Consider the following 19,865-nt stretch of genomic DNA (forward strand, 5'->3'; position numbering starts at 1 on the left):
TTGTGCCCCACAACATAAAGTAACTTCACCCGGAGCGTCGGCCCGGGGTGGAGGAGATCGGATTGACCGTCGAGCAGCGGAGCTTCGAGCCCGGCACCGACGTGCTCATCCGCAAGGTCGACAGTCACCTCGCTGCCGTCCGCACCGGGCTGGCCGGCCCGGAGCTGGAGCTGGCCGAGCGGCTCGCCGCCGCGCTGCGGGAGCTGGTCGTCTCCACCGCGCAGGCCAGCGCGGCCGACCGGGGGCAGGTCCGCGCCGCGGTGCACTACTTCGTGCTGCGCCGGGAGAGCCGGGGCCGGTTGCTGCCGGTGCGCTCCCTCGCCGCCGCCCAGCGGGTGGTCAACAAGGTCGTGGTCCAGCTCGGCCGCCCCGACCTGCTGGTGGAGCCCCGTCGCGAGCGCCCCGCCCGGGAGCCCGTCGTCGCCCCAATCGCCGACGTCGCCGTCGGCTGACGGCTGGCCGGCCGCCTCCACTGCCCGGTCGCCTCCGCGCGTCGCCACTTCGCTGACGACTGACCGACCGTTTCGGCCGGTTTACCCGCAAGCGGGCGACAGCGGGACGAATTCGCGCAAAACCGCCCGCCGGGCGACGATCTGGCGTGTGATCGCACCTAGGTGCCGTCCCACCCCCGGCGCGCGCCGCAGCCACCTCGACCGGGAGCGCGGGTGCTCGTACTGCTGATCCTCCACTTCGTGGCGGCCCTCGTCGCGCCGCTGCTCGTCCGGTGGTGGGGTCCCCGCGCCTGCTACCCGCTGGCGCTGGCGCCGGCGGCGGCGTTCGGCTGGGCGCTGGCCCGCACGCCCGCCGTCCACGACGGCGGGGCGGTGGTCGAGACGTACCCGTGGATCGGCCAGCTCGGCGTCGACCTGGCGCTGCGGCTGACCACCCTGTCCTGGCTGATGACCCTGCTCGTCGGCGGCGTCGGCGCGCTGGTCCTGGTCTACAGCGCCCACTACTTCGGTCGGGAGTCCGCCGGCGTGGCCCGGTTCGCGGCCGTGCTGGTGGCCTTCGCGGGGGCGATGCTCGGCCTGGTCCTCGCGGACGACCTGCTGCTGCTCTACGTGTGCTGGGAACTCACCACGGTCTTCTCGTACCTGCTGATCGGGCACAGCGCCGAGCGGCGGGCCAGCCGGTGGGCGGCGGCGCAGGCGCTGACCGTGACCACGTTCGGCGGGCTGGCGATGCTTGTGGGGTTCATCATGCTCGGCGGGCACGCCGGCACCTACCGCTGGTCGGAGATCGCCGCCGCCCCGCTGCCGGGCGGGGCGTACCTCGTCGCGGCGGTCGTGCTGATCCTCGTCGGGGCACTGGCCAAGTCGGCGGTGCTGCCGTTCAGCTCGTGGCTGCCGGTGGCGATGGCGGCGCCGACGCCGGTGAGCGCGTACCTGCACGCCGCCGCGATGGTGAAGGCCGGCGTCTACCTGATCGCGCTGCTCGCCCCGGTGCTGGCGAGCGCCGGCCCGTGGCGGCCGGTGGTCGTGGTCGCCGGCCTGGCCACCATGCTGACCGGGGGCTGGGCGGCGCTGCGGCAGACCGACCTGAAGCTGCTGCTGGCGTACGGCACGGTCAGCCAGCTCGGCCTGATCGCGGTGGCCGTCGGGGCGGGCACCCCCGACACGGCGCTGGCCGGGGTGGCGATGCTGCTGGCGCACGCCCTGTTCAAGGCGCCGCTCTTCCTCGTCGTCGGCATCATCGACCACGGCACCGGCACCCGCGACCTGCGGGAGCTGTCCGGGCTGGGGCGTCGGGCGCCGCTGCTCGTCACCGTGACGGTGCTCGCCGCCGCCTCGATGGCCGGGCTGCCGCCGCTTGTCGGCTTCGTCGCCAAGGAGGCCGTGCTGGCCGCCTTCACCGACCGGCCGGCCGTCGTCGCCGTGCTGGTGGTGGGCACGGCGCTCACCGTCGCCTACAGCGCCCGCTTCGTCTGGGGCGCGTTCGCCACCCGGCCGGGCGTGGAACCGGCCGTGCCCGGGCGGATCCCCGCGTCGATGCTCGCCCCGCCGGCCCTGCTGGCCGCCGTCGGGCTGGCCGCCGGCCCGGCCGCCGGGATCCTCGACGGTCTGCTCCGCCCGTACGCCGAGTCGTTCGGCGTCGTCGGCAAGGACCTGGCGCTCTGGCACGGCCTCAGCCCCGCGCTCGGCCTCTCCGCGCTGGCCGTGGCCGGCGGCGCGGCGCTGTTCGCGCTGCGCGGCCCGCTCGCCCCGGTGCTGGCCCGGCTGCACGTCCCGGTCAGCGGCAACCAGGGGTACGAGTGGTTCATCCGCCGCTTCGACCGGCTGGCCATGAGGGTCACCGGCGCGACCCAGCGGGGCTCGCTGCCGCAGTACCTGGGCGTCATCCTGGTCGTGCTCGTCCTGGTGCCCGGCGGGGCGATGCTGGCCACCCGTCCGTGGCGGGAACGGATCGCCCTCTGGGACAGCCCGCTGCAGGTCGTGGTGGTGGCGGTGGTGACCGTCGCGGCGGTGCTGGCGGTGGGCGCCCGCCGGCGGCTGACGGCGATGCTGCTGGTGGGCATGACGGGCTACGGCACGGCGATGCTCTTCGTGGTCTACGGCGCGCCGGACCTGGCACTGACCCAGTTCCTCGTCGAGACCGCCACCATCGCGGTGTTCGTGCTGGTGCTGCGCCGGTTGCCGGAGCGGTTCTCGGCCCGACCGAGACGCCTGAAGTGGGCGCGTCGGACGATCGGGCTGGTGGTCGGCGTGGTGGTCGGCGGGCTGGCCCTGACCGCCGCCTCGGCCAGGCGGGCGCCCACCATCTCCGCCGAGTTCCCGGACCTGGCCGTCACCCACGGCTACGGCCGCAACGTCGTCAACGTGACCCTGGTCGACATCCGGGCCTGGGACACGATGGGCGAGCTGTCGGTGCTGGTGGTGGCCGCGACCGGCGTGGCCAGCCTGGTCTTCCAGCGGTCCCGGACCGGGCCCCGCCCGCGCCGCCCGGAGCGGCCGAACCGGGTGCAGCGGCCGGGGCACCGGGTCTGGCTGCGCGGCGGGGCGACCCTGCACGAGCGGCAGCGCTCGATCGTGCTCGAGGTGGTGACCCGCCTGGTCTTCCACACGGTGGTGGTCTTCTCCCTGTTCCTGCTCTTCGCCGGCCACAACGCGCCGGGCGGCGGCTTCGCCGGCGGCCTGGTGGCGAGCCTGGCGCTGGCCGTGCGCTACCTGGCCGGCGGCCGCTACGAGCTGGCCGAGGCCGCCCCGGTGGGCGCCGGCACGGTGCTCGGCGCCGGCCTCTTCGTCTCGATCGGCACCGGCGCCGTCGCCCTGTTCGCGGGCGGCACGGTGCTCGAGAGCGCCCGGATCAACCTGTGGCTTCCGGTGATCGGGGACTTCTACCTGGTCACATCCCTCTTCTTCGACGTGGGCGTCTACCTGGTCGTGGTCGGGCTGGTGCTGGACATCCTGCGCAGCCTCGGCGCCGAGGTGGACCGGCACATCGAGGCGGCCGGCGAGTCCGGGGGCGGTCTGCGGGTCGACGGGCAGGGGGAGCGGGCGTGAGGACGGCCGGCGCGGGGCCGACCCTGGTGCTGGTCGTCGCCGTCGGGGTGCTGGTCGGCTGCGGCGTCACCCTGCTGCTGGAACGCAGCCTGACCCGGATCCTGCTCGGCGTCATCCTGCTCGGCAACGGGGTGAACGCGCTCATCCTGCTCGGCGGGCGCTCGGGTGCCGCACCGGTGGTCGGCACGGCGCCCGCCGGCAGGTTGAGCGACGCGCTGCCACAGGCCATGATCCTCACCGCCATCGTGATCACCTTCGGGCTGACCGCGTTCCTGCTGGCGGTGAGCTACCGCAGCTGGTATCTCACGGGCGACGACGAGGTCCCCGACGACATCGAGGACCGGCAGATCAGGCATGCGGCCGAGCGCAGCGAACTGGCCGCCGCCGACCTCGGCGGCGAGGGCCCGGACGCCGACCCCGAGCAGGTCGACCCGGAGCCGCCGCGCCGGCTTCGCCGCGGGGAGGGCCCCGGATGACCGGGTACGCGGGACGGGGCGCCCGATGAGCTGGCTCGTGCCGCTGCCCGTGGTGGTGCCGCTGCTGGGCGCGGCGCTGACCCTGCTGCTGGCCCGGTGGCCGGGGCCGCAACGGGTCGTCAGCGTGGCCTGCCTGACCGCCACGCTGGCGGTGGCGGCGGTGCTGCTGGTGCAGGCGTACCGGCACGGGCCGGTGGTGGTCCAGGTCGGCGGGTGGCCGGCGCCGGTGGGCATCGTGCTGGTCGCGGACCAGCTCGCCGCGCTGATGCTGGTGGTCTCCTCGGCGGTGACCCTGTGCGTGCTGCTCTACTCCGTCGGCCAGGGGCAGGGGGACTTCGGCGAGACCGTCCCGGTGACCATCTACCACCCCACCTACCTGGTGCTGACCGCCGGCGTGACCAACGCGTTCCTCGCCGGCGACCTGTTCAATCTCTTCGTCGGCTTCGAGATCCTGCTGGCCGCGAGCTTCGTGCTGATCACCCTCGGCGGCACCGAGACCCGGATCCGCACCGGCTCGACGTACGTGGTGGTCAGCATCCTGTCCTCGATGATCTTCCTCGCCTCGGTGGGGCTGGTGTACGCGGCCACCGGCACGCTGAACATGGCCCAGTTGGCGCACCGGCTGGACGCGCTGCCCGACGGCGTACGGCTGACCCTAGAGCTGATGCTGCTGCTCGCCTTCGGGGTCAAGGCGGCGGTCTTCCCGCTCTCGGCCTGGTTGCCGGACAGCTACCCGACGGCGCCGGCCCCCGTCACGGCGGTCTTCGCCGGCCTGCTGACCAAGGTCGGCGTGTACGCGATCATCCGCACCGAGACGCTGCTCTTTCCCGGCGGCCACGTCTCCGGGCTGCTGATGGTGGTGGCCGGGCTGACCATGGTGGTCGGCATCCTCGGCGCGGTCGCCCAGTCCGACATGAAGCGGCTCTTCTCCTTCACCCTGGTCAGCCACATCGGCTACATGATCTTCGGAGTGGGGCTGAGCACCGTCGCCGGGCTCTCCGGCGCGATCTTCTACGTGGTGCACCACATCACCATCCAGACCACGCTGTTCCTGGTCGCCGGCCTCGTCGAGGAGCGGGCCGGCAGCACCGACCTGCGCCGCATCGGCGGGCTGGCCCGGGCGGCCCCGCTGCTCGGCGTCCTCTTCTTCGTCCCCGCCATGAACCTCGCCGGGATTCCGCCCTTCTCCGGGTTCCTCGGCAAGCTCGGCCTGCTCCAGGCCGGCGTCGCGGCCGGCGAGCCGCTGCCCGGCGTGCTGGTCGCGGCGGGGACGGTGACGAGCCTGCTCACCCTCTACGTGGCCTCGCGGGTGTGGAACATCGCCTTCTGGCGCGCGCCCCGGCTGGCCACCACCGAGCCGGTCGTCCACCTGCCGGCGCTGATGGTCGGCGCGACGATCGCGCTGGTCGGGCTGGGGCTGGCGCTGACCGTCGTCGCCGGGCCGCTGTTCGACGTCACCGCCGACGCGGCGGTCGACCTGCGCGAGCGCACCCCGTACATCCGCTCCGTGCTGCCGGCCGGTGTCCCGTGACCCCCGCCTCCGGGGCGCCGCCGCGCGGGCGGGGGCGGCGGCGCGACCGGTTGATCGCCTTCGGCTGGCTGGTGCTGGTCTGGAGCCTGCTCTGGGGGGACTTCTCGTGGGGCAACCTCGCGGGCGGGACGCTGGTGGCCGGTGCCGTGCTGCTGTTCTTCCCGCTGCCGCCGGTGAGCTTCGGCGGCCGGCTGCGCCCCGGGCCGCTGTTCGTCTTCGCGGTGCGCTTCGTCGGCGAACTGGTCAGCGCCAGCGTGCACGTCGCCCGGGTCGCGGTGCAGCCCGGATACCAGCCCCGGGGGGCGATCATCGCGGTCCGCCTGCGGGTGCGTACCGACCTGAACCTGGCGCTCACCGCCGAGGCGATCTCGCTGGTGCCGGGCACGCTGATCGTCGAGGTGGACCGGGACGTCGGAGTCCTCTACGTGCACGTGTTCGACACCCACGGCCCGCAGGACCTGCGCGGCAGCCGGCAACGGATCCTCGCCGTCGAGCGGCGGATCGTCCGCGCGGTCGGCTCCGACGCCGAGCTGCGCCGGGTCAGCGCCGATCCCGTCGAGAGGGGACCCGAACCGTGATCACGTTCCTCGCCGCCACCCTCACCATCCTGTTCTCGGTGACCGCGCTGCTGGCCCTGATCCGGCTCTACCGGGGGCCGTCGCTGATCGACCGGGTGGTCGCGGCCGACATGCTGCTCGCCACGATGGTCGGCGCGGTCGGCGCGGAGGCCGCGGTGAACCACCACGCCACCACCCTGCCGGTGCTGGTGGCGCTGTCCATGCTCGGCTTCGTCGGGTCGGTGTCGCTGGTCCGCTTCGCCGTGCGTGAGGACGGGGAGGCCTGATGTGGAGCACGCTGGCCGACTGGCTGGGCGGCGGCTGCCTGGTGGCCGGCGCCCTGCTGAGCCTCGCCGCCGGGATCGGGGTGCTGCGCTTCCCGGGCACGCTGGACCGGATGCACGCCGCGACCAAGCCGCAGGTGCTCGGGGTGCTGCTCCTGCTGCTCGGCGTGGCGCTGCGCCTGCGTACCCCGGCCGACCTGGGCATGGTGGCGCTGGTCGGGATCTTCCAACTGGCCACCGCCCCCGTGGCGGCCCAGATGATCGGCCGGGCCGCGTACCGGGCCGGCCGGGTCGAGCCGGGCCTGCTCGACGCCGACGAGCTCGCGTCCGCCGACCGCCGTGCGGGTGGCGGGGGCGATCCGTCCTGACCCGCGGTCTGCGGCCTGCGGCTGCCTCGCGCCGCGGACGTCCGGGGGCCTTCGGCACACCTTCAGCGGATATCCAGCCGATCCCGATAAAATGGGCCGCATGATCGACTCTTCTGCCCAGGAGGGCAGCAGTAGCCAGCCGGGTCGTGCCCGGCGTATCCCGACCCCGACGACCCCGGGAGCCCTGAGCGACCCGTGTTGATCGTCGTTGGTCTTCTACTCATCATCGTTCTCACCGTCGCCACGGGTTACTTCGTGGCCCAGGAGTTCGGCTATGTCGCCGTGGACCGGGGCCGGCTCAAGCAGCTGGCAGACGACGGCGACAAGGCCGCCGCCCGCGCGCTGGAGGTGACCGCGAGGCTGTCGTTCATGCTCTCCGGGGCGCAGCTCGGCATCACCGTCACCGCCCTGCTGGTCGGTTACGTCGCCGAGCCGTTCCTCGGTGCCGGGCTGGCCGAGCTGCTCGGGCTCGCCGGTGTCTCCACGGCCGTCACGCTGCCGCTCTCGGTGGCCCTGGCCCTGGTCATCGCCACCGTGGTGCAGATGGTCCTCGGCGAGCTGGCCCCGAAGAACCTCGCCATCGCCCGGCCCGAGCCCCTCGCGAAGGCCCTGAGCAGCTCCACCCTGATCTACCTCAAGGTCGCCGGTCCGCTGATCAAGCTCTTCGACCGGGCCGCGGTCCGGCTGCTGCGCCGCGTCGGCATCGAGCCGATCGAGGAGCTGCCCAGCGGCGCCACCCCGCAGGACCTGGAACAGATCATCGCCGAGTCCCGCCAGGAGGGGCACCTCACCGACGAGATGTCCACGCTGCTCGACCGGGGGCTCGACTTCCGGGGGCTGACCGCGGGCGAGGTCATGGTGCCCCGCGTCGACGTGCACACCGTACGCGCGCACGAGCCGCTCAGCCGGGTGGTCGAGCTGCTCGACACCGGCAAGTCCCGCTTCCCCGTGCGCGGCACCGAGGGCGTCGACGACCTCGTCGGCGTGGTCGGCATCGCCGACGTGCTCGGCGTACCCCCGGAGCGGCGCGCGAGCACCCCGGTCAGCGCGGTCGCCGGCCCCCCGCTCCTGGTGCCGGAGACCCTGCCGCTGCCGACGGTGCTGGACCGGCTGCGCTCCGGCCACCGGCAGCTCGCCTGCGTGGTCGACGAGTACGGCGGCTTCGCCGGCGTGATCACGCTGGAGGACATCGCCGAGGAACTCGTCGGCCCGATCCGGGACGAGGACGACCCGCCGGAGCGCGCCCCGGCCCGCCAGGAGGACGGCTCCTGGGTGGTGCCGGCCCGCTGGCGCATCGACGAGGTGGCCGACAGCACCGGCATCTCGTTGCCCGAGGCACCGGAGTACGACACGCTTTCCGGCCTGGTCATGCGGGAGCTGGGACGGGTCCCCGAGGTCGGTGACCGGCTGGAGATCAGCCTGCCGGCCGACGGCGAGGACGGCGCGGAGGAGCCGCGCGCCCTGGTCGAGGTGCTGGCCGTCGACCGGCACGTGGCCGACTCGGTCCGACTGCGGATCGCCGAGCCCGGGGAGGTGTCCGCATGAGCCCCGGCATCGCACTCTTCACGTCGGTGATCCTGCTGGCGTTGAACGGCTTCTTCGTGGCCGCCGAGTTCGCCCTGGTGGCCAGCAAGCGTTACCGGCTGGAGCACGCGGCCGCCGGAGGCGGCCGGGCCGCCCGGGCCGCGCTCGACGGCGTACGCGAGCTGTCCCTGATGCTCGCCGGCGCGCAGCTCGGCATCACGCTCTGCACCCTGGGGCTCGGCGCGCTCGCCGAGCCGGCGATCGAGCACCTGCTGAGCCCGCTGCTGCACGCGGTCGGGCTGCCGGACGCCGCGAGCCACGTGATCGCGCTGATCTTCGCGCTGAGTCTCGTCACCTTCCTGCACCTGGTGGTCGGGGAGATGGCGCCGAAGTCCTGGGCGATCACCCACCCGGAGCGCTCGGCGGTGCTGCTGGCGCTGCCGTTCCGCGCCTTCGCGCGGGTCGCCCGCCCGGTGCTGTCGGTGATGAACGCCCTGGCCAACGCGATGCTGCGGCTGGTCAAGGTCAACCCGCAGGACCAGCTCGCCCAGGTGCACGGCCCGGACGAGCTGCGCATGCTGCTGGAGCAGTCGCGCGAGCACGGGCTGCTGGGCGCGGAGCAGCACCAGATGCTGACCAGCATGCTGGAGTTGCAGGGCACCACGGTGGCCCAGGTGATGGAGCCGTTCGACCAGATGGTGACGGTGCGCCGGGACGAGGGCGCCGACCGGATCGAGCAGGTCAGCCGGGACAGCGGCCGGTCGCGGCTGGCCGTGCTGGACGCCAACGACGACGTCTGCGGCCTGGTCCACGTCCGGGAGGCGGTGCGGGCCACCACCACGGGGCGCGCGGTCACCGCCGGCGACCTGATGACCAACGCCCTGACCCTGCCGGCCTCGGCGTCGGTGACCGACGCCGTGGCGGAGATGCGCGCCCGGCAGTCCCAGCTCGCGCTGGTGCGCAACGGTGGCGGGCCGACCCGGCCGGTCGGGTTCGTCGCGCTGGAGGACCTGCTGGAGGAGGTCATCGGCGAGTTCGACGACGAGACCGACCCGGTGCCGCGGGGTCGACGCATGAGATGAAACCGGATAGGTGGCCGCTGCTCGCCGAAGTCAAGGCGGCCACGCGCGAGGTCCGCGACCATATAGGGGGCCACGCGCGAGGTCCGCGACCATGGAGGGGCCACGCGCGAGGTCCGCGACCATGGAAGTGGCCGAGCTAGCCCGGTGGCGGACGGGGGAGTGCCGTGCGGTTGACGGGGGTGTCGCCGGAGTCCGGCTGGACCGGACTGTCGGTGCGGACCGCCCTGGCCAACGCGAGCACCCGTCCCGGGCTGCGGTTGCCGGGGCGGGTCACCGTCGTCGCCGGCTCCACCGACGTACCCGTCCTGCACGTCCGGCTCGGTCTGGTCACCACGGCCGAGCCGGACGACCCGGAGGCGCCCCGTCGCCTGGTGCAGTTCCACCAGGCGACGGTGGCCGACGCGTTCGTGCTGCGGGCCGGGCGGGGCCGGTCGATCCCGTTCGAGTTCCCGCTGCCGTGGGAGACCCCGGTGACCGTGTTCGGCGGGGTGCCCCTGCTCAGCCTGCGGATGGGGCTGCGTACGGAGGTGGCGGTCGAGCCCCGCCTCGACCAGGGCGCGATGGTGCCGGTCTTCGTGCATCCGTTGCCCACCCAGTCGCACGTCCTGGCTGCCCTCGACACGCTCGGCTTCAGCATGCGCCAGGCCGGCCTGGTCGACGGGCGGCTGCCGGGGGTGGCGCAGACCCTGCCGCTGCACCAGCGGCTGGGCTACTGGGTGGCGCCGCTCTACGCCGGGCCGATCACCGAGCTGGAGCTGATATTCATCGCCGAGCCGGCGGGCCTGGAGGTGATCCTCTGGCTGGACCGGCGGCTGGCCCTGGCCGGGATCACCCACCAGAGCATCAGCCGGTTCCGGGTCTGGCACGTGGGCGCCGACCAGCGGGACTGGATCGCGACCGTGGACGCCTGGCTGCGTACGGCGATCAACCGGCACGCCGCGGCCGCCGCGCACGCCGACTGGTCCGCGACCCTCTCCGAGTCGGCGCACGTCAGCCGCCCGCCGGACGAGCCGATCCACCCCGGCTTCGGGCTGGGCGGCACGGCCGGCGGAGCCGGCGTCGGCGGCTCCGGCGGCGGCGACGGCACCTGACCCGACCGGGTCAGGCGGTGGCGGTGGCCAGCTTGAGGCTGAAGCCGAGGAAGAGCGCGGCGACGCCCGTGGTGGCGCCGGCGGCCAGGCGGTGGCGCCGACGGAACTGGGCCGCCAGGAACGTGCCCGTGAAGATCAGCGCGGTCAGGTAGAGCGCGCTGGTGACCTGGGCGATCAGCCCGAGCAGCAGGAACGACAGCGCCGGCCAGGCGTAGCCCGGGTCCACGAACTGGATGAAGAACGAGACGAAGAAGAGGATCGCCTTCGGGTTGAGCAGGCTGATCACCAGCGCCTTGCGGAAGGGGCTGCGCAGCGCCGACGGCTCCGCGGCGTCGATGAGCCGCGGGGCGGCCGGGTCGTTGCGCGTCCGCCAGCGCCGCCACGCGCCGCGCAGCATGGTCAACCCCACATAGCCGAGGTACGCGGCGCCGGCGTACTTGATCACGAGGAAGAGCGGCGGGTACGCCTGGACCAGCGACGCCACGCCGGCGGCGGAGAGGAACATGAGTATCCCGTCGCCGACGAAGACCCCGCCGGCCGCCCGATAGCCGGTCGCCACGCCCCGCTGCGCGGCGGTGGAGAGCACAAAGAGGGAGTTGGGACCGGGCAGCAGAACGATCGCCACGGTGCCCAGCACGTACGTCCAGATGTCGGTGATGCCCAGCACGCCCGCCATCATGGGGCCACGGGTGCCGTCCGGCGAAGCCTTTCCCGGAGCGTGACCTGTGCGTTCGGCCACTCGTCGACGATCATCGAATACTGCACGGTGTCCCGCCAGGAGCCGTCCGGCCGGAGCCGGTGCCGGCGCAGCACCCCCTCGCGGGACGCGCCGAGGCGCTCGATGGCCCGCTGCGAGCGCTCGTTGCGGATGTCGGTGTGCCAGACCACCCGCTCCGCGCCCAGCTCCTCGAAGGCGCGGGTGAGCAGCAGCAGCTTCGCCTCCGTGTTGATCGCGGTGCGCCACCAGGGCCGGCCCAGGTAGGTGTAGCCGATCGCCACCGCCCGGCGCTCCGGGTCCACCTCGTAGAAGGAGGTGCTGCCGACCACCGCCCCGGTCACCGCGCAGCGCTGCGCCCAGGGCACCCGCTCGCCCCGCCGGTGGGCGGCCAGCGCGGTGGCGATCCCGTCGGCGGTACCGGCGGCGTCGGCCGGCTGCGGGCTGCCCAGGTGCCGCCAGACCTCCGGGTCGGCGGTCGCGGCGTGCAGCTCGTCGGCGTGCGCGAGGTCGAGCGGTTCCAGCAGCACGTGCTCCCCACGCAGCACCGCCGGGTCGAGCCACGGCGAGGTCCGCTCCCGCAGGTACGCCGGCACCGGCGCGGCCACCCCGGCGTCGGGCTCGGGCAACCCGGCGGTCAGCCGCAGCGGCACCACGCCGGCCCAGTGCGGCAGGGCGAGGTCGGTCTCCTCGTCGCGTACGCCGCCGGTGCGGGCGCGCACCGACACCTCGCGCAACGGCAGGGCCAGCACGGCCGTCTCGGCCAGCTCCCGGCGCGAGGGCGGACGGCTGTCGGCGCTGCGCCCGGCGGCGGCCTTCTCCACCAGGGCGGTCAGCATCCGCAGCTTCTCCCGCTGGTCGGTGACCAGGCGGGCGGTGCCGTGGGCGACCACCGAGCGGTAGTTGGCGCTGTGGTGGAACTGCGAGCGGCCGTAGACGAGGCCGTCGAGCAGGGTGACGGCGACGCAGACCGGCAGCCCGTCGCCCCGGGCGGCGAGCAGCGGCCGGCTGCCGGTGGAGCCGTGCAGGTAGAGGGTGTCGCCGACGCGGACGTGCAGGGTGGGCAGCACCCGGGGCTCGCCGTCGACGGTGAACCCGAGCGCGCAGTCGTACGCCTCGTCGAGGATCGCGTGCGCGGCGGTCTCGTCGTAGCTCATCCGTTCCCGGGAGCGGCTGGCGGTGGTCCGGTCGGTGGGTGCGTACATGGCTCGACCTTTGTTCTAGTACAATCTCTGATTTGTGTCAGCACGCTATCAGGTCGCCGGTACGACGGCCGCCGAGATTTCGGCCAGCATCGAATCGGGCATCCGCTCCGCCGCCCTCGCCCCCGGCGACGCGCTGCCCCCGGTGCGGGAGCTCGCCGCCCGGCTCGCGGTGAGCCCGGCCACGGCGGCCCGGGCCTACCAGGAGCTGCGCCAGCGCGGCCTGGTGGTCACCGCCGGCCGGCACGGCACCCGGGTCCGGCCCCGGCCGCCGGTGGCGTCCCGCCGCTCCGCGCTGCGCCCGCCGACCGCCCCCGGCCTGCGCGACCTCTCCCGGGGCGAGCCGGACGTGCGGCTGCTGCCGCCCCTCGGGGCGCACCTCGCCGGCCTCGCCGCCGCCGCGGGCGAGCCGGTCGGCTACCCCGCGGCCGGGGTGCTGCCCGAACTGGCCGAGGCGGCCCGCGAGCGGCTGGCCGCCGACGGCGTACCGGCGACGGAGCTGACCGTCACCGGGGGCGCGCTGGACGGCATCGAGCGGCTGCTCGGCGCGCACCTGCGCCCCGGCGACGCGGTCGCGGTCGAGGACCCGGGCTGGGCCAACCTGCTCGACCTGGTCGCCGCGCTCGGGCTGCGGCCGATCGGCGTGCCGGTCGACGACGACGGTCCGCTGGTCGCCGGGGTCGCCGCCGCGCTCGCCGCCGGCGCGCGGGCGCTGATCGTGACGAGCCGGGCCCAGAACCCCACCGGCGCGGCGGTCTCCGCCGAGCGGGCCGGGGAGCTGCGCGCCCTGCTCGCCGGCCGGTCCGACCTGTTGCTGATCGAGGACGACCACGCCGCCGAGCTGGCCCGCGTACCGCTGCACCCGCTCGCCGGGGCGACCCCGGCGTGGGCCTTCGTCCGCTCGGTGAGCAAGCCGTTCGGCCCCGACCTGCGGGTGGCCGTGCTGGTCGGCGACGAGACCACGGTGGCCCGGGTGGCCGGCCGGGCCCGGGTCGGCGCCGGCTGGGTCTCCACCGTGCTGCAACGGCTCGTCCTGGCGCTCTGGCGCGACCCCGCCGTGGCCGGGCTGGTGGACCGGGCCGCCGGCAGCTACGAGCGGCGGCGCACGGGGCTGATCGACGCGCTCGCCGGCCACGGCCTGGTCGCCCACGGCCGCAGCGGCATCAACGTCTGGCTGCCGGTCGACGACGAGACCAGCGTGCTGACCGCGCTGCGCGACGCCGGCTGGGCGGTCGCGCCCGGCGCGCTGCACCGCATCGCCGGCCCGCCGGCGCTGCGGATCACCGTCAGCTCGCTCGACGAGGCGGAGATCCCGGACCTGGCCGGGGCCGTCGCCCGGGCGGTCCGGCCCACCCCCGCCCCCGGCTTCACGGCGTGAGCGGGGAGCCTGCCGCGACCCCGGACGACCCGGGGCGGGTGACGCCGCGTCGGCACTCCGCCCATACCGTCCACTTTGTGCACACCGGCGTGTCCCTCCCGGCGGGTCCCCGCGCGTGTTCCCTCCCGCACCGGGTAGAACAGTCGCCATGGCCGAGCAGACCGAGACCGCGCCGGGCGCGCAGAAGTTCATCCCGCCGCGCGCCGACACCCTCGACGACCTGCGCGCCGCCGCCGCCGGCTGCCGGGGCTGCGAGCTCTACCGGGACGCGTCGCAGACGGTCTTCGGTCGCGGCGACGCCAGTGCCCGGGTGGTCTTCGTCGGCGAGCAGCCCGGCGACCTGGAGGACCAGAAGGGCCTGCCGTTCGTCGGCCCCGCCGGCCGGCTGCTGCGCAGGGCGGTCGACGACGCCCGGCTCGACCCCGGCCACATCTACCTCACCAACGCGGTGAAGCACTTCCGCTTCGAGCTGCGCGGCAAGCGACGCATCCACCAGACCCCGGACCGGGTGCACGTCACCGCCTGCCGGCCCTGGCTGGTGGCCGAGTTCGCCCAGCTCCGCCCGGAGATAGTGGTGGTGCTCGGCGCCACCGCCGCCAAGGCCCTGCTCGGCCCGACGTTCCGGGTCACCCGCCAGCGCGGCGAGCTGCTGCCCTGGCCGGAGTCGGCCCAGCACCCGGAGGACTTCCGGCGGGTGCCGGTGGACTCCGCGGGCGGCGTCGCGGACGCCCCGCCGGCCCGGCTGCTGGCCACCATCCACCCGTCCGCCGTGCTGCGCGCCGACGACCAGGACAGGGCGTACGAGGGGCTGGTCGCCGACCTCACCGTGGCCGCCCGCGCCCTCGCCGGCTGACCGGCCGGTGCCCGGGGGGCGGCGGTCAGTCCGGCGTCGTGATCTTGCCGTAGACGTCCTTGGCGACGATCCGCCCGTCGCGCACCCGGTAGACGTCCAGCCCGCGCAGCACCGTACCGTCCTCGGCCGGCGCCCACGCCCACTCGCAGACCGCCCGCTCGCCGTCCGCCCATACCGCCCCCAGGGCCGGGCCCGGTCCGGGACCGAGCTGGCTGGCGAGGACCGCGCGCACCGCGTCGCGCCCCCGCACCGTGCCGGCCGGCCCCTCCCAGGCGCTCGGACAGTACGCGACGTCCTCGCTCAGGAAGCCGACGACCGCGTCGAGGTCCCCCCGCTCCCAGGCCGCGTTGAACTCCTCGACCAGTCCCCGCACGTCGATCACGCCCGCACAGTAACCCCCCACCGCCCGGCCTAGAGAATCACGTCGATCTTGGCGGTTGCCGTTCGCCGCGAACGGCAACTGTCCAAGATTCGCCTGTGGCACCGACCGGCGGGCGGGTGGGCGGTGCCACACTTGCCGCCATGGAGCAGCATCTCTACGAGCGTGACCACGAGGAGTTCCGCGAGCTGTGCCGCGAGTTCCTGACCCGCGAGGCGGTGCCCCACCACGAGCGCTGGGAGGCCGACGGCATCGTCGACCGCGAGGTGTGGCGCCGGGCCGGGGCGGCCGGCCTGCTGGGCATGGACGTCGACGCGGAGTACGGCGGCGGCGGCCAGCGGGACTTCCGGTTCAACGCCGTGCTGGACGAGGAGATCGTCGCCAGCGGCTGCACGGGGCTCGGCTTCGGCCTGCACAACGACGTGGTGGCGCCGTACCTGACCGAGCTGACCACCGACGAGCAGCGCAAGCGCTGGCTGCCCGGGTTCTGCTCCGGCGACCTGGTCACCGCGATCGCGATGAGCGAGCCCGGCGCCGGCTCCGACCTGGCCGGGATCCGCACGAGCGCGGTCCGCGACGGCGACGGCTGGGTGCTCAACGGCCAGAAGACCTTCATCACCAACGGGGAGATGGCCGACCTGGTGGTCGTGGTCGTGCGTACCGCGCCGGAGCAGGGCGCGCACGGCGTGAGCCTGATCGCGGTGGAGAGCGGCACCCCCGGCTTCTCCCGGGGCCGGCGGCTGGCCAAGGTCGGGCTCAAGGCCAACGACACCGCCGAGCTGTTCTTCGACGACTGCCGGGTGCCGGCGGAGAACCTGATCGGCACCGAGAACCACGGCTTCTACCACCTGATGGCCAACCTGCCCCGGGAGCGGCTCAGCATCGCGGTCGTCGCGGTGGCCGCCGCCGAGCGGCTGCTCGCCGTCACCCTCGACTACGCCCGCTCCCGGCAGGCGTTCGGCCGGCCGATCGGCGCCTTCCAGCACAACCGCTTCCTGCTGGCCGAGCTGGACACCGAGGTCACCATCGCCCGTACCTTCGTCAACCACTGCGTCGCGGAGTACGGCGCCGGTCGGCTCTCGGTCACCGACGCGGCGAAGGCGAAGTGGTGGACCACCGAGCTGCAGAACAGGGTCGCCGACCGCTGCGTGCAGCTGCACGGCGGCTACGGCTACATGCTGGAGTACCCGGTGGCGAAGGCGTGGCTGGACGGGCGGGTGCAGACGATCTACGGCGGCACCACCGAGATCATGAAGGAGATCATCGGCCGGGGCCTGGGGCTGTAACGCCGACGGGCTGCCGGGTGGCGGGGCGGGTGCGCAAGGATGAGATGGCACCTCGCCCCTTACCTCGAAGGAGCCGTCATGGCCACCGACCTCGCCGCGCCGCTCGTCGCCGCCGACGTCGCGCCCATCCAGCGGCGTACCCTGCGGCTGCTCTTCGTCACCCAGATCGTCGGCGGGATCGGGGTGACCATCGGCGTCGCCGTCGGGGCGCTGCTCGCCTCCGACGTCGCCGGCACCGCCGTCGCGGGCCTGGTCAGCAGCGCCGCCGTGGTGGGCGGGGCGTTGCTCGCCGTGCCGGTCACCCGGATCATGACCGTGCGTGGCCGGCGGCCCGGCCTGGTCGTCGCGTACCTCACCGGCGCGGCCGGCGGCGCCCTGGTGGTCCTCGCCGCGGTGACCCGCTGGGTCCCGCTGCTCTTCCTCGGCATGCTCCTGTTCGGCGGCGGCAGCGCGGCCAACCTCCAGGCCCGCTACACGGCGGTGGACCTGGCCGAGCCGGCACGCCGGGGCCGTCAGCTCTCGTTGATCGTCTGGGCCACCACCATCGGCGCGGTCGCCGCGCCGAACTTCGCCTCGCTCGCCGACCGCACCACCAGCGGCTGGGGGCTGCCGACGCTGGCCGGTCCGTTCGCGTTCAGCGCCGTCGCGCTCGCGCTGGCCGCCGGGGTGATCCTGGCGCTGCTGCGGCCGGACCCGCTGCTCACGGCGCGCCGGCTGGCGGCGACGGGCACCCCGGCGACCCCCGTCGCCGCGCCGGCGCCGACCGCCCGGCGCGGTGCGGGCATGCGGGCCGCCTGGGCGGTGGTACGCGCGCGGCCGGCCGCCCGGCTCGGCATCGTCGCGGTGGCGGTCGGCCACCTGGTCATGGTCGCGGTGATGGTGATGACCCCCGTGCGCCTGCACGAGTGGCACGACGACGCCGACGTGCTGCGGGTGGTCGGTCTCGTGCTGAGCCTGCACATCGCCGGCATGTACGCGCTCGCCCCGGTGGCGGGCTGGCTCACCGACCGGGTCGGTCGCCGGGCGGTGATCCTCGGCGGCGTCGGGCTGCTGCTCACGGCGTGCGCGGTCGCCGGCACGGCGGGGCACCACACGGCCTGGCTCTCGGTCGGGTTGTTCCTGCTCGGCCTGGGCTGGTCGGGGACCATGGTCGCGGGCTCGACGCTGCTGTCGGAGTCCGTGCCGGTGGGGATCCGGCCGAGCGTGCAGGGGCTCTCCGACCTGACCATGGGCCTGGCCGGCGCCGCCGCCGGGGCGGTCAGCGGGTTTGTCGTGGAGGCGGCCGGTTACCCGGTGCTCACCGGGCTCGCGGCGGTCGCGGTGGTGCCCCTGGTGACGCTAGCGTTGCGGCCGGTGCCGGTGGGGGCACCGGACGAGGAGGACTGATCACGTGCGGCTGACCGACTTCTGGTCCCGGCTGGAGGAGGCCTTCGGGCCCGGCTACGCGGGCAGCATCGCCCGCGACCAGGTGCTCTCGCAGCTCGGTGGGCGGACCATCGAGCAGGCCCTGGCGTCGGGTGAGCAGACCCACGTGGTGTGGCGGGCGGTCTGCGCCGCCTATCCCGACCGGGTGCCCGCGCGACTACGCTGAGCAGCCGTTTCGTGGCTTCCGCGTGTCGCTTGCCGCCTCGTACACCTGTTCGGCTATTGTCCACAGCGGGGTGCTCGTCCACAGCTCACGGCCGGTCGGCTGGTTTTCTGTCGGACCCAGCGCCTAGCGTGTCCGCGTGACGCGAAGCTCAGGAAAGACGCCGGCGAAGGCAGGGGTGGCAAACATGGCCGCAGGGCCCGACCGGGAGAAGGCACTCGACCTTGCTCTCGCTCAGATCGACAAGCAGTTCGGCAAGGGTTCGGTGATGCGGCTGGGAGAGCGGCCGGTCGTCCAGACGTCGGTGATTCCGACGGGTTCGATCGCGCTCGACGTGGCGCTCGGCGTGGGCGGTCTGCCCCGGGGCCGGGTCGTCGAGATCTACGGTCCGGAGTCCAGCGGTAAGACCACGGTGGCCCTGCACGCGGTGGCCAACGCCCAGCGGGCCGGCGGCATCGCCGCCTTCGTCGACGCCGAGCACGCGCTCGACCCGGAATACGCCAAGGCCCTCGGCGTCGACACCGACGCCCTGCTGGTCTCCCAGCCGGACACCGGCGAGCAGGCGCTGGAGATCACGGACATGCTGGTCCGCTCCGGCGCGATCGACATCATCGTCATCGACTCGGTGGCCGCCCTGGTGCCGCGCGCCGAGATCGAGGGCGAGATGGGCGACAGCCACGTGGGTCTGCAGGCCCGGCTGATGAGCCAGGCGCTGCGGAAGATCACCGGTGTGCTCAACAACACCGGCACCACGGCGATCTTCATCAACCAGCTCCGCGAGAAGATCGGCGTGATGTTCGGCAGCCCCGAGACCACCACGGGTGGTCGGGCGCTGAAGTTCTACGCCTCGGTCCGGCTCGACGTGCGTCGCATCGAGAGCCTCAAGGACGGCACCGACGTGGTCGGCAACCGCACCCGGGTCAAGGTCGTGAAGAACAAGGTCGCCGCGCCGTTCAAGCAGGCCGAGTTCGACATCATGTACGGCAAGGGCATCTCCCGCGAGGGCTCGCTGATCGACGTCGGCGTGGAGCAGGCGATCATCCGCAAGTCCGGCGCCTGGTACACCTACGACGGCGACCAGCTGGGCCAGGGCAAGGAGAAGGCCCGCGAGTTCCTCCGGGAGAACCCGGACGTCGCCGCCGAGATCGAGAAGAAGATCCTGGAGAAGCTCGGCGTCGGGGTCGGCGCGGGCGACGCCGCCGGTGGCCCGGAGCTGCCGCCGGTCGACTTCTGACCGGTCCCTGACCCGTGGCAGGACGACGCGCCCGCACCGGGCGGGGCTGGGATGCCAGCCCCGCCCGCGCGGGTGACGACAGCGCGCCGCGGCCCCGTCGGGGCCGGCGCGGCCGTACCGACGACACCGATCCCGAGGCGCCCCCGGCCCCGCCGCGCGACGAGGCCGAGCTGGCGCGGGAGATCTGCCTGCGCCAGCTGGCCGTCCGGCCCCGCACCCGGGCCGAGCTGGCCGGGGCGCTGGCGAAGCGGGGCGTCTCCGACGAGGTCTCGGCGCAGGTGCTCGACCGCTATGACGAGGTCGGCATCATCGACGACGCCGCGTTCGCCCGGGCCTGGGTGGCCAGCCGGCACTCCGGCCGGGGCCTGGCCCGCCGGGCACTGGCCAACGAGCTGCGCCAGCGCGGGGTGGACGGCGAGGTCGCGAGCGAGGCCCTCGACGAGCTGGACGAGGAGACCGAGGCCGAGACCGCTCGGGCCCTGGTCGAGCGGAAGCTGCGCACCGCCCGGGGCGAGCCGGACGCGGTCTTCCGGCGGCTGGTGGCCATGCTGGCCCGCAAGGGCTACCCGCCGGGCGTGGCGATCCGGGCGGTGAAGGACGCCCTCGCGGCGCAGAGCGCCGAGGCGGCCGAGTTCGCCGAGCAGATCGACGCGGACGCGCTCGCCGACGCCGAGGGCGAGCTGGAGCGGGACAGCCGCTCCCCGGGGTGAGCGAGCACCGGTCGGAAGGGCCCGCTGCTGAAGGCACGTGGCGACGAGCGGCTGAGCCCGGCGGTGGGGCGCCGTGCTGGGAGCGCGCCGCGACGGAGCGCTGAGAC

20 protein-coding genes are annotated in these 19,865 nt (G+C 74.3%); 17 read left to right on the plus strand and 3 right to left on the minus strand.

The window, feature by feature from the left end; genetic code table 11:
* Positions 1-62 precede the first annotated feature (62 nt).
* The 10 genes from AC0OO9_RS22515 to AC0OO9_RS22560 all read left to right on the plus strand — a co-directional run bounded on the left by AC0OO9_RS22515 (position 63) and on the right by AC0OO9_RS22560 (position 10,413).
* Positions 63-452, plus strand: coding sequence for a hypothetical protein (locus AC0OO9_RS22515; protein WP_484512151.1), 390 nt, complete (start codon positions 63-65; stop codon positions 450-452).
* A gap of 213 nt (positions 453-665) precedes the next feature.
* Positions 666-3,500: a Na+/H+ antiporter subunit A gene (locus AC0OO9_RS22520; protein ID WP_484512153.1), complete on the plus strand. Its 2,835-nt coding sequence runs from the start codon at positions 666-668 to the stop codon at positions 3,498-3,500.
* Complete coding sequence (locus AC0OO9_RS22525; protein WP_484512155.1) at positions 3,497-3,976, plus strand: Na(+)/H(+) antiporter subunit C; 480 nt, start codon at positions 3,497-3,499, stop codon at positions 3,974-3,976. The genes AC0OO9_RS22520 and AC0OO9_RS22525 overlap by 4 nt, the downstream gene beginning before the upstream one ends.
* Before the next feature lie 25 nt (positions 3,977-4,001).
* Complete coding sequence (locus tag AC0OO9_RS22530) at positions 4,002-5,507, plus strand: Na+/H+ antiporter subunit D (protein WP_484512157.1); 1,506 nt, start codon at positions 4,002-4,004, stop codon at positions 5,505-5,507.
* Positions 5,504-6,085, plus strand: coding sequence for a Na+/H+ antiporter subunit E (locus AC0OO9_RS22535; RefSeq protein WP_484512158.1), 582 nt, complete (start codon positions 5,504-5,506; stop codon positions 6,083-6,085). The genes AC0OO9_RS22530 and AC0OO9_RS22535 overlap by 4 nt, the downstream gene beginning before the upstream one ends.
* Positions 6,082-6,351 (plus strand): MrpF/PhaF family protein, encoded by a 270-nt coding sequence (locus AC0OO9_RS22540; RefSeq protein ID WP_484512159.1) that lies wholly within the window; start codon positions 6,082-6,084, stop codon positions 6,349-6,351. The genes AC0OO9_RS22535 and AC0OO9_RS22540 overlap by 4 nt, the downstream gene beginning before the upstream one ends.
* Positions 6,351-6,716 (plus strand): monovalent cation/H(+) antiporter subunit G, encoded by a 366-nt coding sequence (mnhG, locus tag AC0OO9_RS22545; protein WP_484512161.1) that lies wholly within the window; start codon positions 6,351-6,353, stop codon positions 6,714-6,716. Before AC0OO9_RS22540 ends, mnhG begins: the two co-directional genes overlap by 1 nt.
* A gap of 195 nt (positions 6,717-6,911) precedes the next feature.
* A complete protein-coding gene (locus tag AC0OO9_RS22550; protein ID WP_132232908.1) occupies positions 6,912-8,261 on the plus strand; it encodes a hemolysin family protein in 1,350 nt (449 codons plus the stop codon).
* Positions 8,258-9,322 carry a hemolysin family protein gene (locus tag AC0OO9_RS22555; protein ID WP_132232910.1) on the plus strand — a complete coding sequence of 355 codons (1,065 nt, stop codon included), beginning with the start codon at positions 8,258-8,260 and terminating at the stop codon, positions 9,320-9,322. The genes AC0OO9_RS22550 and AC0OO9_RS22555 overlap by 4 nt, the downstream gene beginning before the upstream one ends.
* Before the next feature lie 164 nt (positions 9,323-9,486).
* Complete coding sequence (locus tag AC0OO9_RS22560; RefSeq protein WP_484512163.1) at positions 9,487-10,413, plus strand: sporulation protein; 927 nt, start codon at positions 9,487-9,489, stop codon at positions 10,411-10,413.
* Between the two features lie 10 nt (positions 10,414-10,423).
* Here AC0OO9_RS22560 and leuE read toward each other — a convergent pair whose 3' ends face one another.
* On the minus strand, positions 10,424-11,092 hold the full coding sequence (gene leuE, locus AC0OO9_RS22565) for a leucine efflux protein LeuE (protein WP_484512164.1): 669 nt from the start codon (positions 11,090-11,092) through the stop codon (positions 10,424-10,426).
* Entirely contained in the window at positions 11,089-12,333 is a 1,245-nt protein-coding gene (locus tag AC0OO9_RS22570; RefSeq protein WP_484512166.1) for a bifunctional pyridoxamine 5'-phosphate oxidase family protein/GNAT family N-acetyltransferase, read from the minus strand. Before AC0OO9_RS22570 ends, leuE begins: the two co-directional genes overlap by 4 nt.
* 34 nt (positions 12,334-12,367) lie before the next feature.
* On the opposite strand from AC0OO9_RS22570, the gene AC0OO9_RS22575 reads away from it, so the two are divergent.
* Positions 12,368-13,708 carry an aminotransferase class I/II-fold pyridoxal phosphate-dependent enzyme gene (locus tag AC0OO9_RS22575; RefSeq protein ID WP_484512167.1) on the plus strand — a complete coding sequence of 447 codons (1,341 nt, stop codon included), beginning with the start codon at positions 12,368-12,370 and terminating at the stop codon, positions 13,706-13,708.
* A 148-nt stretch (positions 13,709-13,856) separates the two neighbouring features.
* Entirely contained in the window at positions 13,857-14,561 is a 705-nt protein-coding gene (locus tag AC0OO9_RS22580; RefSeq protein WP_484512168.1) for a UdgX family uracil-DNA binding protein, read from the plus strand.
* A gap of 25 nt (positions 14,562-14,586) precedes the next feature.
* Here AC0OO9_RS22580 and AC0OO9_RS22585 read toward each other — a convergent pair whose 3' ends face one another.
* A complete protein-coding gene (locus AC0OO9_RS22585) occupies positions 14,587-14,943 on the minus strand; it encodes a nuclear transport factor 2 family protein (RefSeq protein WP_484512170.1) in 357 nt (118 codons plus the stop codon).
* A 140-nt stretch (positions 14,944-15,083) separates the two neighbouring features.
* Here AC0OO9_RS22585 and AC0OO9_RS22590 point away from each other — a divergent pair, with 140 nt between their 5' ends.
* The 5 genes from AC0OO9_RS22590 to AC0OO9_RS22610 all read left to right on the plus strand — a co-directional run bounded on the left by AC0OO9_RS22590 (position 15,084) and on the right by AC0OO9_RS22610 (position 19,758).
* Positions 15,084-16,226, plus strand: a complete 1,143-nt coding sequence (locus AC0OO9_RS22590; protein WP_132232922.1) for an acyl-CoA dehydrogenase family protein — start codon at positions 15,084-15,086, stop codon at positions 16,224-16,226.
* 78 nt (positions 16,227-16,304) lie between these two features.
* On the plus strand, positions 16,305-17,612 hold the full coding sequence (locus tag AC0OO9_RS22595) for an MFS transporter (protein ID WP_484512172.1): 1,308 nt from the start codon (positions 16,305-16,307) through the stop codon (positions 17,610-17,612).
* 4 nt (positions 17,613-17,616) lie between these two features.
* The gene (locus tag AC0OO9_RS22600; protein WP_121395993.1) at positions 17,617-17,817 is read left to right on the plus strand and encodes a DUF3046 domain-containing protein; all 201 of its coding nucleotides are present in this window, start codon (positions 17,617-17,619) and stop codon (positions 17,815-17,817) included.
* A 184-nt stretch (positions 17,818-18,001) separates the two neighbouring features.
* Positions 18,002-19,048, plus strand: coding sequence for a recombinase RecA (gene recA / locus AC0OO9_RS22605; protein WP_089001435.1), 1,047 nt, complete (start codon positions 18,002-18,004; stop codon positions 19,046-19,048).
* A gap of 14 nt (positions 19,049-19,062) precedes the next feature.
* Positions 19,063-19,758 (plus strand): regulatory protein RecX, encoded by a 696-nt coding sequence (locus AC0OO9_RS22610; protein ID WP_484512175.1) that lies wholly within the window; start codon positions 19,063-19,065, stop codon positions 19,756-19,758.
* The last annotated feature ends 107 nt before the right edge of the window (positions 19,759-19,865 follow it).

The organism is Micromonospora sp. USAFONa4 (assembly GCF_057197825.1).